General features: G+C 58.8%; 7 protein-coding genes. 5 read left to right on the top strand and 2 right to left on the bottom strand.

Annotation, left to right across the window (positions count from 1 at the left end; genetic code table 11):
- The first annotated feature begins 56 nt into the window (after window positions 1-56).
- Window positions 57-1,211: a DUF4236 domain-containing protein gene (locus NKL06_RS06870; protein ID WP_023692690.1), complete on the top strand. Its 1,155-nt coding sequence runs from the start codon at window positions 57-59 to the stop codon at window positions 1,209-1,211.
- Window positions 1,212-1,240: 29 nt separating this feature from the next.
- Here NKL06_RS06870 and NKL06_RS06865 read toward each other — a convergent pair whose 3' ends face one another.
- Together NKL06_RS06865 and NKL06_RS06860 are read right to left on the bottom strand one after the other, a co-directional pair.
- Window positions 1,241-2,068 carry a thermonuclease family protein gene (locus tag NKL06_RS06865; RefSeq protein ID WP_196814152.1) on the bottom strand — a complete coding sequence of 276 codons (828 nt, stop codon included), beginning with the start codon at window positions 2,066-2,068 and terminating at the stop codon, window positions 1,241-1,243.
- Between the two features lie 36 nt (window positions 2,069-2,104).
- The gene (locus tag NKL06_RS06860) at window positions 2,105-2,554 is read right to left on the bottom strand and encodes a Ros/MucR family transcriptional regulator (protein WP_031210551.1); all 450 of its coding nucleotides are present in this window, start codon (window positions 2,552-2,554) and stop codon (window positions 2,105-2,107) included.
- A 701-nt stretch (window positions 2,555-3,255) separates the two neighbouring features.
- Here NKL06_RS06860 and NKL06_RS06855 point away from each other — a divergent pair.
- From NKL06_RS06855 to NKL06_RS06840, 4 genes are all read left to right on the top strand, one after another.
- Window positions 3,256-4,398 (top strand): DUF4011 domain-containing protein, encoded by a 1,143-nt coding sequence (locus NKL06_RS06855; RefSeq protein ID WP_352580070.1) that lies wholly within the window; start codon window positions 3,256-3,258, stop codon window positions 4,396-4,398.
- On the top strand, window positions 4,356-8,840 hold the full coding sequence (locus tag NKL06_RS06850) for a DUF3320 domain-containing protein (protein WP_352580068.1): 4,485 nt from the start codon (window positions 4,356-4,358) through the stop codon (window positions 8,838-8,840). The genes NKL06_RS06855 and NKL06_RS06850 overlap by 43 nt, the downstream gene beginning before the upstream one ends.
- A 71-nt stretch (window positions 8,841-8,911) precedes the next feature.
- Complete coding sequence (locus tag NKL06_RS06845; protein ID WP_023692693.1) at window positions 8,912-10,171, top strand: metallophosphoesterase family protein; 1,260 nt, start codon at window positions 8,912-8,914, stop codon at window positions 10,169-10,171.
- Window positions 10,168-13,638, top strand: a complete 3,471-nt coding sequence (locus NKL06_RS06840; RefSeq protein ID WP_023692694.1) for an ATP-binding protein — start codon at window positions 10,168-10,170, stop codon at window positions 13,636-13,638. Before NKL06_RS06845 ends, NKL06_RS06840 begins: the two co-directional genes overlap by 4 nt.
- Window positions 13,639-13,701 lie beyond the last annotated feature (63 nt).

Here is a 13,701-nt window from a genome sequence, read left to right as displayed (position 1 = left end):
GCGATGGAACACTGGCGCTTTAGCCGGTACGGCAGTTGAGTTGGGGGGATTGGCGCATGGGGTTTTACGTTCGAAAATCGATCAGTGCGGGACCATTCCGCTTTAACTTCTCGTCCGGCGGGGTAGGCGCTTCCGTCGGCGTGAAGGGCCTCCGCATCGGCACTGGGCCACGAGGCCACTATATCCACGCGGGCGTCGGTGGTCTCTATTATCGAGGCACCTTAGGCAAGGCCGGCGCGAAGAAGGTAGCCCAGCTCTCTCAAAACCCGCCTGCACCGCAACCCCGTCCACAATCCTCGCCCCCGGAATACGTCTCTGACGGCGTCGTGATGAGAGAAATCGAGTCCCGCGATGTGGTGGAGATGCGGGACGAGACATTTGCCAGTGTGCTCGATGAAATCAATGCGCGGCAATCGCAGACGCGGCTGTCGGTAGCGCTCGCGGTTCTGTTCGGGATAGGAGGCTTCCTCGTGGGAACCAAGCTCGGAGGTGCCGCACCGGTTCTGGGCATAGGTGCCTTTGTGCCGGGTATGCTTCTTGGCAAATGGTTTGACAGCTACAGCCGGGTGAGCGTCCTCTACTATGATCTGGAGCAAGACGCGGAGGCTGCCTACGGGCGACTTGTCACCGCCTTCGATACCCTCACTCGCTGCGCAGGAAAATGGCATGTCGCTGCTGGTGGCAAAATAGAGGACCTGACGGCTTGGAAGCGCAACGCCGGCGCGACGATGCTGGTCGACAAAAAGTCGACGACGCTCGAGAGCACATTGCCGAAGGTTGTTCGCAGCAACGTGACGCCACCTTCGCTCCATGTCGGCCGGCAAATCCTTTACTTCATGCCTGACCTAGTCCTGGTGAAGGACGGAAACCGATACGGCGCCGTTGGATATGGAGATCTTCGGACGCAATTTGCTCCGACCAATTTTATCGAGACCGGCAAAGTTCCATCTGATGCTGAGATCGTGAGCTACACCTGGGCTCATCCCAACAAAAACGGCGGGCCCGACAAACGCTTCAAGGATAATCGGCAGATCCCTGTCTGCCTCTACGAAGCCTTGCGGCTTTCTAGCTCGTCCGGACTTAACGAGCTGGTGGAATTTTCCAAGACAAACGTCAGTCAGCCATTTTGCCAGGCTCTATCGGCGCTCGCGCAATTGCATCGAAGCTCCGGCCGCCAATCCATATCGCTAAATGCGCATTCAAGGGAGTGATGGTCGGCGATGGCTCAAAGCACGGCAGGTCAGCAAACGCCTTCGCACGGGATCCCATCGCTATCTCGATCCAGCTTGCTCCCCCATGAGCAGTTGTCGAGATACCAACGCGCTTCTTCGCAGGATGAAATCTGCGTGCAAAAGCGGCGAGGTTGGCATGAGTAGCTCTGTGCTACTTGGCGACGGCTGATAAGTCCAAGTGGGCTTTTGGTTGGGTTCGAAGCTTCGGCATGCTTTTCGCGCCAATCCCAAGGGTTGTCGAAAGTCCCAATCCAGATTCCAACCTTAGCAGTTTCAGCATTAGCTTGCTGTTGCGCATAGGCGCCGTGGCTATAGCGGGGCCAGTCCAAGGCTCGGCCATGTTCGACCATCCAGGACGCGACGCTGACACCGTCCGCGCGCCGGCAATCACCGACGAAGCGACGGTACCGATCCCATGAAACAAATGTGCAGTGGACAGGCCGCGAAGCCGCAAGGAAATTCGCCAGTGCTTCGGCGGCCTGGCGCCCGCAGGGGTATTGATGTCCGCTTGCGTCATTGCAGTATTGGCGGCTTTCGGGTGCATCGATGCCGTTGAAGCGGATACGCTGCCCGTGGATCTCTATCGTGTCTCCATCAACCACCGATGCTATGCCGACGATCGGCGCCGGTGTCGACCCGGTCGAGTTTGCTATATCGAGACCATCTAACTGGTCGCCCGGGCCCGTAAAATAGTGCGCGACGTAAGCAGCCAAGGCTACCACGATCATCAGGATCAGGCGCAACGGCACCCTTGAAAAGAAACGTCTGCGAACGGTTGTTCCCTTGCCGCGTCTGGGTCGCGCGCTGCGACGATGAGAATAGCGATCGCTATTCAATTTCTGATCCTTTGTGAAACGCTGGCCGCATGATTTCTAACGTGCCTTTCCCCTCTTTGCGGGCGCTTTCTTCGGCGCCGCCGCTTTGCGACCGAGGCCCATCGACTTTGCTAACTTAGAGCGAGTCGCCGAATAGTTAGGCGCCACCATGGGGTAATCTTTTGGCAGGTCCCATTTTTGACGATAGGCATCGGGTGTCAGGCCAAAATGTGTGCTCAGATGTCTCTTAAGTGACCTGAATCTTTTGCCGTCTTCGAGGCAGATGATGTAGTCCGGCGTGACCGAGCGCTTGGGGTTGGCTGCAGGAACCTGGGTCGGCTTTTCCGGTTCAACTGGCTGACCGATGCGCGTCAAGGATGAATTTATGCTCGCAATGAGGTCGGGCAGGGCAGAGACAGGCACTGGATTTTTGCTTACGTAGGCCGCAACGATGTCGGCGGTAAGCTCGATCAGTGTGCCGGGGGTATTTTGGATTTCGTCAGCCAATTCATAGCTCCGTAATTTGTCAATATAACACCCCTCTATTACTTATCCGTCGAAAAAACCAGCCGCCTCCAACGAATGAAAGCCCTCCGCATTCAGTGCATCGTCTTCATGGACTACCTGAAGCACTTAAGACGCTAAGGACGCCAGTGGTAGCCACCCTTTTCTTGAACCCGGTTGACGACAGGAAGCGTGCCGCGACCAAGGGCAATCAATCCATGCAACACGCGGTGGCGAGGTTCGCCCAATGTTTGAGAGGCGCTTTCTCTGTATGACCGAGAAAGCGGCTTGAGCGTAGCCGATGGATGGATTTAGAGTTGGAGAGAGCAAGGATCGCAGCTATGACATTTTCGAAAGATCCGCCCAAGGGTAAGCCAAAGGGCGGTGTTGCTGACGGGAAAGGTAAGGGATCGGACCGAGCCCCAACTGCAGGGGCCGTGCGATACCGCAACGGATTCTCCATGTCGGACAAAGACATGATCGACGCAGCTATCTATGGCAGCAGGGAGAGAGAACCCTCGTCAGATAGTGATTAACTAGGTGGTCTGGGCCAGAGCATAATAACTTTTCGCCCATATCGAATGTCACAATACTAAACGTTTTACCGCGTTGACCGCAGTCGTTTGAAGTTGAAAACGGCTGTTTTTTCTTGCGCGACCTCTTACGCAGGCTCTAAGTGGTCCGCCTTGTAAGGGGTGTAAGTGTTGGACGTTAAACAGTCAGTCTTCCAAAGCGATCTCCCTCTAAAGGAGAAGCTCGAGCGCGCCAGGATGGAGTTGCTCGATCTTTCCGCCCGAAATCGACTTTTGAATGTGCCGCGGTTTTCCAAGAGCGCGAAGACGATCGACATCGTCGACGAGAAGTCGTCCGAAATCTATCGATTGCTGGTGACCGAAGGAAAAGCTTTTACCTTCCTGGCCGGCAAGCCCGATAGGCCGAAAGCAGGCCACGACGGAAGCAGCCCCACAGACGAGGAAATCGACTATTCCCCCGTCGCTCTCGCTCAGCCTGAGGACGAGGAAGTCGACAATAGAGGGGTATCCGCGCGACACTCAGACACCAAGCTGCAGACGCGGATGACCCCAACTGGGCTGCAGCGGCGGCTCCTTGATCTCTACCATGATGCCCGCACACTCGAGGAAGAGCAGGGCGTCAATATCCTCTTTCTGGCCCTTGGAATGCTGAAGTGGATTGACCCGAACAACAAAGAAAACATCCGTCAGGCTCCGCTCATTTTGGTGCCGGTTCGGCTTGAGCGAGGGGCCGCTGGAGAAAAATTCCGGCTGCGAGCTCGGCCGGAAGATCTTACCGCAAACCTCTCCTTGGAACTCTATCTCGACCGTATACACAAGCTCGCTCTGCCGCGTTTTGAGGTGGGAGACGACTTCGATGTCTCGGCCTATCTCGATGCCGTTGCCGATGCCGTGGCGACCAAAGAGGGTTGGGAGGTGCTTGCCGACGATATGGTGCTCGGCTTCTTCTCGTTTGCGAAGTTCTTGATGTACCGTGACTTGGATCCGGATCTCTGGCCGGATGGCACAAAGATTATCGAACAACCCAAGATCCGCTCGCTTCTTTCAGACGGTTTCGAAACACGCGATCCGCTGATGTCGGACGACATTGCGATTGATCCGCATATCGCGCCCGCCGAAATGTTGCATATCGTCGACAGTGACAGTTCTCAGACACTGGCGATCCATGACGTCAGGAAAGGTCGCGACCTCGTTATCCAGGGTCCGCCCGGGACAGGAAATCGCAAACAATCGCAAACATTATCGGGTCGGCCATTGCCGACGGAAAGACCGTGCTTTTCGTGGCCGAAAAAATGGCCGCACTCGAGGTCGTGAAGCGACGGCTTGACACGGCTGGGGTGGGGGACGCCTGCCTCGAGCTCCATAGCAACAAGGCGAACAAGCGCATGATGCTGGAGGAGTTGCGGCGCACCTGGCAACTCGGCTCGCCTCGGGGACAGCTTCCTTCTTCGCTGACTGAGCGCTTGCTGGAGGCTCGCGATAAACTCAATGCACATGCTGCACGAATGCATGTTGCGTTTGGAACGTCCGAACTCACTCCGTACCAGGTTCTTGGCCAGCTAACCCGACTAAGGCAGAGTGGACAAAAACCAGTTGATATTGAACTTGAGGATGCCACCACTTGGACGAACGACGGTGTTTCGCAACGTCGAAAGCTGCTCGATGAGGTCTCTCAGCGGATCAACGAGATCGGCTTGCCGATCCACCACCCATGGCGGGGAGTTGGCCTGGATGTCGTTCTTCCAACGACCATTGAGAGGCTCGTCGCACGCATTGCGTCGTTGCTGGATCAAGCCAAGGCTCTGCACGCCAAATTGGTCGATATTGCTGAGCGGATCGAGGCCGAGCCCCCGCAAGTTCTCAGCGACAGCGGCGAGATAGAAGATCGCGCGGAACTTCTCGCTTCCGCACCTGGGCTTCCTGCTGAGGCGCTAGTCTCGCCGGTGTGGGATGAACGTCCAAAAGACATTTCATCGCTTCTGTGGACAGGAACGGATTTCGCGCGCAAGTCCGAGGAACTGTCGGAGCAGTTGGCGACGACTGCTGTCGACACGCCAATGGAAGGTCTCGAGACAGAGCTTGCAAAGCTTCCCTCGGAATTTCCGAAAGATGGTTTCCATCGTGCGCGACAGCTGACCGTGCTGCTCCCACGCTTGACGGAAGAAGCTGAGCGCCTGAATCAGGAACTCGGATCGGCGATATTACCAGACACGCTTGCGGGACTTCTCAGGCTAGTGGTCACCGGCGAGAGAGTTGCGGCAGCCCCCGATGCAAGCCCTGAGGCATTCGCAGCCACAGTTTGGGACTCCGGGCTTGAACAGGCAGGCGACCTTGCCGACAGCGTAGCGACGCTTGAGGCTGCCAAAGCCGACCTTCAGGGCAAGGTTGTTGACGCCGCGTGGAGCACCGAGGTGGCCGCGGCACGGCAAGCGCTCGCCACACACACCGGGATATTAAAAGCTTTGAACGGCGACTACCGTCGCGCCACTGCACTTGTGCGGACTATTGTGGTCGACCCTAGTGCGCCTGCGACGCAGATAGTGGGTCTCCTCGACCTTTTGATGAAGGGCCAGGCGGCCGCAGTAAGAGTCCGCGAAGGCGACTCCTTTGGCCGCTCCGCCTTCGGGGCAGATTGGCGTGGGGAGCGATCGGCTTCCGCGCCACTGCTGGCGCTAGTGGAGTGGATGCGCACTTTACGAGGGCTAGGCTCGGAACCTCGGATTATCGCCGGCCGGATGGCGGAACGCTCCGAGGCCGGTGCGCGTGCAGCGCGAGTTCGCAAGGTTATCGAAATCGGTCGGCCGATTATCGAAGGTTTCTGGAACGATCTCGGCCATCTCGCGTCATCCATGCTAGGTGATGTGGCTTCCGCTGAGCGGGCCTCACTGCAACTGATGGAAGCGAAGGCGAGCACTGTAGCTCAAGCCGATGATGCGTCACGACAGGTTCTGACTGACGTTCCGGATCTGATCACTGAGCGGGTGGAGCTACTGCGCCGACTAGGCAGACTACAAGCGCTTGCTCAAGAGATCGATGCCGGGGAAAGCCTTGGTAGGTTCGCATTCGGCTCGTCGTGGTTCGGTCGAGGATCGGATTGGGCCGCTCTCACGCAAGCCGAGCTTTGGCTGAGAGAAAATGGCTCAATCCGACATTTGGCTGCGCGGTTACCTGAAAGAAAAGAGATCGCAAACTCGGCTCGTTCAGCACGGGAAGCGACCCAGGCGGCAGCGCAGGAATTGAAGGCGCTTTCAAGCGATTTGAAGGCCGATGCTCCCTCGTTGTTTGGAGTAGACGATTTTCCAGACATCGCGATAGGTGAGGTCGTTTCTCGACTACAGGGTTGGCTCGATCATCAGGAGCAGCTCTCGAAATGGGTTGCCTATGAAGAGCGATCCGAAACAGCTCGCAAGGCTGGAGTGGGACAGTTGATAGACGGTCTAGCCAACGGCCAGATTACAACAGGATCGGCACGATCAGTTTTTGACATGGCCTACTACGAACGAATGTTTCTGGCGATGGCGACCGATGAGCCGGAGCTGGCAAGGTTCGACGGGGAACTGCATTCCAGGGCTGTACGTGACTTCGCAGATCTGGACCGCCAGCGCATCAAGGCCGGCGCCATCGAAGTGGTGACGGCCCATCACCGGAAAATTCCTTCAAGAGACGGCGGAGCTGGACCTGTCGGACTGCTTCGTTCTGAGATGGCGCGCAGACGAGGCCACATGCCCATTCGGCAATTGATGCAGAAGGCAGGGCCCGCCATTCAGGCACTCAAGCCAGTGTTCATGATGAGCCCGCTTTCGGTGGCGCAATTCCTGTCGCCCGGCCGGATGTCCTTCGATCTGCTCGTGATGGACGAGGCATCTCAGATCCAGCCTGTGGACGCGCTTGGCTCGATCGCCAGGGCCAATCAGGTGGTCGTCGTTGGCGACGAACGCCAACTGCCACCCACGACATTCTTCGCGAAGATGACAGGCTCGCAGTCTGACGATGACGAGGGCGAGGGCGCGCAGGTCGCCGACATTGAAAGCATCCTTGGACTGTTCACGGCCCGCGGCTTGCCGCAGCGTATGCTCCGCTGGCACTACCGTAGCCGTCACCAATCTCTAATCGCCGTATCGAACAGCCAGTTCTACGAGAACCGGCTTTTCATCGTTCCAAGCCCCTATACCCAAGAGGCGGGCATGGGGTTGCGGTTTCATCATGTGCCGGAGGGGGTCTTCGATTCCGGCGGAACAGGAACCAATCCGGTAGAGGCGAGAGCAGTAGCCGAAGCAATCATCCGTCATGCGAAGGTGAACCCGCAAGAGACTCTAGGCGTTGCAACATTTTCGGTTAGCCAACGCCGCGCGATCCAGGATGAACTCGAAGCGCTGCGGCGATTAAATCCCGATACGGAGGAGTTCTTCCACGCTCATCCCAGCGAGCCATTCTTCGTCAAGAACCTCGAGAATGTTCAAGGCGATGAGCGCGACGTGATCATGATCTCAGTGGGGTATGCCAAGAATGCGCAGGGATACATGGCCATGCGTTTCGGCCCTCTTGGTGCGGAAGGCGGCGAGCGTCGGCTCAACGTACTCATAAGCCGCGCCAAGCGCAGCTGTGAGGTATTTGCGTCCATCACAGACGAGGACATCGACCTGGAGCGTGGCAAAGGGAAAGGCATCTTCGCCTTCAAGCTCTTCTTGCACTACGCGAGAACAGGGCGAATTTCGCTTGCCCAAGCCACGGTTCGCGAAATGGATTCAATCTTTGAAGAACAGGTAGCCAAGGCACTGATCGAAAAGGGTTATCAGGTTCATGCTCAGGTGGGCATTGCCGGCTTCTTCATTGACCTCGCGGTTGCGGATCCAGAGAGGCCGGGCCGCTATATACTCGGCATTGAATGCGATGGCGCAGAATATCATTCATCTCGCTCGGCCAGGGATCGTGACCGGCTTCGGCAGTCTGTTCTGGAAGACCATGGTTGGATCATTCATCGCATCTGGAGCGCTGACTGGTTCCAACGACCTCGTGAACAGCTAGAGCGAACGATCTTAGCGATAGAGGCTGCGAGAAAAGAACTCGATGAGCGAGCCGAATTGGGGGTTCAGAGAAATCGTGCTGTTGCTGTGCAGGTTGTTACGGTCGACCGAGGGAACGTCACGGAAATCGGTCTCGAAAGCACAAACGGAACCGAGACACCCAATCGAGCCTACGAGGAGACTCAACTAAGGCGACCGGGACTGTTCGAACTCCACGAGACGCCCAGCGGAATCATGGCCGGACTGGTCGAGCAGGTCGTGGCTACCGAAACACCGATCCATCTCGACGAAATAGTTTCGCGTATTCGGGACGCCTGGGGTCTGCAGCGGGCCGGTGGCAGGATTCAGGATGCAATCGAGCGAGGGGTAAGCATGGCACAGAGAGGTGGTGCAGTAGCCCGTCGAGGCAACTTCTGCTTCAAGCCAGGTGCTCCTGTTCGTCTCAGGGATCGCAGTGGGGTTTTCTCCGCTGGATTGCGCAAGCCCGAAATGATTGCGCAGGACGAAGTCGCCCAAGGCGCCATGGAAGTCGTGAAATCCAACCTCGGTGCGACAGAAGAAGAGATCGCCACAGGCGTTGCGAGGATGCTGGGCTTCAAAGCCACAAGCGCACAATTGAGGCAGTTGATTTCAGCTGGGGTCGCCGATTTGGTTGCCAGGGGATTGTTACGGTCCCAAGACGGCTTGTTGGTGGCCGGCGAATCCGCGAGCGAGAAACTAGCTGAAGTGTAACGGGGCGCTGCAGCGCCCTCGTTGCAATTTCTGTCGAAGCTCGGAACACCTCTTTCCCCGGCGGAGGCCGAATGGCATTTCGATTCGTACACACGGCCGATATTCATCTCGACTCGCCGCTTCGTTCGCTGGCGATGCGAAATCCCGATCTTGCCGGGCTCGTGGGCGACGCCAGCCGCCAGGCATTCGTTTCGATAGTGGATCTCTGCCTTGAGGAACGTGTGGACGCGTTGGTCATTGCTGGCGACCTATACGATGGCGATCAGACCTCGATGAAAACTGCGCGGTTCCTGGCAGCGCAGATGACACGCCTGCACCAGGCCGGCATCAGGGTTTTCAAGATCCGCGGCAATCATGACGCCCTGTCGCGGATTTCCAAACAGCTGGTGTTTCCCGACACCGTTACCATCTTTGGCGGTCGTGCTCAGTCGGTATTGCAGACAGCCGGCGGACTTGACGTCGTTTTCCATGGTTTGAGCTTTGCAAACCCTAAGGCGCCGGACAGCCTGCTGACCAAATACCCGGCGGCTCGTGAAGGGGCCGTCAACATAGGCATCATGCATACCAGTCTGGCGGGATCGCCCGGTCACGACGCTTACGCGCCCTGCAGCATCGCTGACTTGCACGCCCACGGTTTTGACTATTGGGGGCTTGGCCACATTCATGTTCGTCAAGTCTATTCCGGGGCAAGCACGGTGGTGATGCCGGGAATACCGCAGGGGAGGGATATTAACGAGGCCGGTGAGAAATCGGTCACCCTGGTGACGGTGCGCGACGACCGTTCGGTGGAGATCGAGGAAAGGCCGACCAGCGTTGCGCAGTTCGAGCGGGTCAGCGTCGACCTTACCGGAGCAGTGGAGTGGCCCGAGGCAGTCGCGCGTGTTCGCTACGCACTCGAGGAGATGCGGGCCGCCGTCCGCTCGCGTCATGCTGTGGCCCGCATTGGCCTGACAGGAACGTCACCATTGTTATGGGCGCTGATCCGCGACAGGGACCTCCTTCTTGCCGAAGCCGAACAGGCTGCGGAACTGCTAGGCCATACGTGGGTAGAGAAGCTCGAGCTTGACCTCGCGCCTCCTCGGGCGGAGACCGCCGAGGATATTGCTGATCCGATTTTCGAACTCGAGCAATCCATGCGCGCCGATGCCACCTCGGAGGCTTTCCGCGCCGAGGCGAGGGCGTTCGTCCAAAAGATGGTCGCTGACCTGCCGGCCGACGGACGCGATTTTGCGGGGAAGGACGAAGCCGGGCTGGAACGGTTCCTCGATGAGGTGCTTTCCAAGGGCGCGGACTTGGTGACTGCCCGCCTTAAGTCTGGTGGATCGTCATGAGGCTGCGGCGCCTTGACCTCATTCGCTATGGAAAGTTCACCGATGGTACGATCGACTTCGGACCCAAACCGGAATCTGGACCCGACCTGCATATCGTGTTCGGCCTGAATGAGGCCGGCAAATCGACGGCGCTTTCCGCCTATCTAGACTTGCTGTTCGGCATCGAGGAACGAAGCCGCTACAACTTCCTGCACGAATACAGTGCCATGCGGATCGGCGGGGTGCTGGAACTGGCCGGCTCCGAGCACACGTTCACGCGTACGAAACAGCGTACTAATTCGCTACTGAACGCAACGGGTCAACCTGTGAGCGACGTGGCAATCACGGCGCATCTCGCCGGTCTGTCGCGTGACGCCTACACGACGATGTTTTCACTCGACGACGAGACTCTGGAAGCGGGTGGGAAGTCGATCCTGGAGTCGCGGGGCGACCTCGGCAAGCTCCTCTTCACGGCCAGCGCCGGTCTTGGGAACGCAAGTGATACGTTGAACGCCCTCGAGGCCGAAGCAGACACACTGTATCGAAAGCAGGCGCATGGCACCGAACTGGCGCTGCTGAAGAAGCGCCTTGTTGACGTGAAGTCGCGCAGGGATGCGATCGACACCCTTGCATCAACCTATGAGGGCCTGGAGGCCGAACGTCTCGACGCAGCGCAGCAGTACGACGGGACCATCAGCGACCGAGCGGTGCTGGCGACCAGGCTGGATGCCATTGCTCGCTACGTGCGGACGGCGCCGATGCTGGCGGATATCCGGCGCAAGATTGCCCGGCTGAATCAACTGCCGGACATCGCCTCCCCAGCCCGCACATGGACGGGTAGTGTCACCGAACTGATCGATGACGATGCCAGCCTCAGAACGCGGCTGTCCGCAAACATCGACGAGGTCGAGCGCCTGACGGCAAAAGTCACCGCGGTCGATGAGGACGAACGGATTCTGTCGATTTCCGAACGCATTCGCGGGCTGGCGGAGAGCAAGGTGCGTCATACCTCGGCTGGCTTTGACTTGCCCACGCGCAGAATGGAGCTGCGGATCCTCAACAACACCGTGGCAAGCTGCCTTGCCGCCTTGGGCCGATCTTCCGAGCCGGACCCTGCCGCACTGCTTCTGCCTGCCGTCACCGTTGGCGTCGTTCGCGCCATGGTCGAGCAAAGGTCCGGGATTGCTACTGGGGTGCGCGCCGCTCGGGACGAGGCCGCGGCAGCAGTCGATGCGCTGCAGACCGCAAGGCAACGGGTCGGCGAGGAAAGGGCGGTGCCCGAACCCGCCAGGGCAAGGCTGGGCTCGGCTTTGTCGAAAGCGCGAGCAAGCGGACACTTGGCAGAGATCAGGGCGGCTCGCGAGGCGCAAGATGCGGGAACAATTCGATGGGAGGCGTCGCTCGCTCGCTTGCGTCCATGGAGCGGAGATGCCCTTGCTCTCGCCAACGTCGCGGTTCCGAGCGCAGGGCACATTGCCGCCTGGAAGACAGTAGCGTCAGAGCGGGCCAGGAGCACCGCCGTACTTGCCGAACGCCTTGCCGAATACGAGGGCAACCATGAGATGCTCGCCGCACGATTGGATGCCCTTCGTGCCTCGGTCGACGTTGTCGACGATGAAGCGGCTGCCGCCCTCCGCCGTGTCCGCGATGATGCGTGGGCAACGCACCGCGCAGCGCTGACCGGCGAAACCGCTGATGATTTTTCCGTTGCATTAGCGCGCGATGACATTGCCAGCGCAGGCCGGCTGGCCGGCGCGGCTGATCTGGCCGAGATCCGGGCAACCGCTCGCGACCTGGCCGAGGCTGCGGCCAACCTGTCACGCAACCGCATGCAACGCACTCAGCTCGACAAAGACGTGGACACCCAATTGTTGGAAATTCGCTCGGCGACCAGAGAGCTGCTTGGAGACGACGTCGAAGCATCGCCTGAGCGCCTGATCGAAAGGATCGAGGATCAGATCAGGGTGCGTAGCGATGCGCTCGCTGCCTGGGAACAGATCGAACTTGCCCGCAGGAAGGCGGAGCGAGCCGCTGACGCGGGTGAGCAGATGCGCTTGGAAATGAGAGGAGCACTGGAAAGCGTCGGCATAGCATCAGCGCCCAGCGACACCCTCGAAGCAATCATGGCCATCGCCGACCTGTTTCTCGATCGGCAGCGCAAGGTGGATGCAGAATATGCCGAGGCGCTCAGAATGGTGAGCTCCAAAGAAGAGAATCTAGCGGCCCGACGGGTTGCCGTAGGTGTAGCGGAGCGTCGCGAGGAGGAATGGCTGGCCGGCATTACCGAAGCGCTCAAGGGAACGTGGCTCGAAAGCGGGCTCTCCGCATCCGGCGTCGGCACTGTGCTCGATCAATTGGCCGAACTGTCAAGAACTCTGCAGGAACGGGACGCCCTGCAGCTGCGTATCGACAAGATGGAGGCCGACAGGGCGAATTTTCTGGTCGAGGTCATCGCCGTTGCGGCTGAAGCCGTCGAGCCAACGAAGGATGGCGAGCCGGAGCAGTTGGCCATCCGCCTTGCCGAGCGCCTGGAGCGCGCCGAGCGGACACGCGAAACGAAGGCAAGCCTCGGCAACGACCTGAAGCGTCTGAAGGAGACGCGCGACATCCTCGACAACGAGATTTCGGCACACGAACGCCGCAAGAGCGAAGTGCTGGGCGTCTTTGGCGTCGCCACCCTGTCCGAGGTAGTCGAACGCGACGAGCTGCTGCGTGAGCGGGATGGCTTGCGCACTACCGTCGCCGAACTTGAGGAACGGATAGTGGCGGAACTCGCGGTCGACGGGTTCGAGCAGGCACGCTCGATCTTGGACGCGATCGATTTCGACAGCCTCGTGGTCGAGAAGGCGGAGGGCGAGCAGCGGCTTCGCCAGTTCGATGAAATCATCCAGCAACAGCTGATCCGGCAGACGCGCGCGGCCGATAGGCTGGACGCCATCGGCGGCGATAGCGAGGTCGCACGCCTGGATGCCGAACGGCGCACAACTCTGCTGGAAATCGAGGAGAAGGCCGTTCGTTACATCGAGCTGAAGCTTGGCATCATGTCGGCTGGAAATGCCTTGCGGATCTACCGTGAGAGCCATCGCTCCGGGATGATGGCGCGCGCATCAGACGCGTTCAAGCTAATGACGCGTGGCCAGTATTCGGGGCTGACAGCCCAGCCCGCAAAAGGCGGCGAGGTGCTCATCGCTGTGCAGGGTGACGGGCAATCCAAGGTCACCGACGCGCTTTCAAAGGGCGCGCGCTTTCAGCTCTACCTAGCGCTAAGGCTCGCCGGCTATTACGAGTTCGCACAATTCCGGCCCTCGGTGCCCTTCATTGCCGACGACATCATGGAAACCTTCGACCATATTCGATCGGAGGAGGTTTTCAGATTGTTTGGAGAGATGGCGAACAAAGGTCAGGTGATCTACCTGACGCACCATAAGCACCTATGTGAAATCGCCAAGGCAGTTGTGCCGGGGGCCGTCATTCATCAGCTTAATTAGGAATTTGTATTTCCTTCAAAACCACCGTTTTCAACCAATCAACTTTCTGACCACCTGAACTGA

It is taken from the genome of Mesorhizobium sp. C268A, from assembly GCF_040324475.1.
Taxonomy (GTDB): Bacteria; Pseudomonadota; Alphaproteobacteria; order Rhizobiales; family Rhizobiaceae; genus Mesorhizobium.
Note: the sequence above shows the minus strand (reverse complement) of the source record. Positions and strands in the feature narration are given on the sequence as shown.

Bases quoted from the DNA above. Each gene is read 5' to 3' on its own strand.
- NKL06_RS06870 (WP_023692690.1), top strand. From the start codon at position 57: ATGGGGTTTTACGTTCGAAAATCGATCAGTGCGGGACCATTCCGCTTT.
- NKL06_RS06845 (WP_023692693.1), top strand. From the start codon at position 8,912: ATGGCATTTCGATTCGTACACACGGCCGATATTCATCTCGACTCGCCG.
- NKL06_RS06840 (WP_023692694.1), top strand. From the start codon at position 10,168: ATGAGGCTGCGGCGCCTTGACCTCATTCGCTATGGAAAGTTCACCGAT.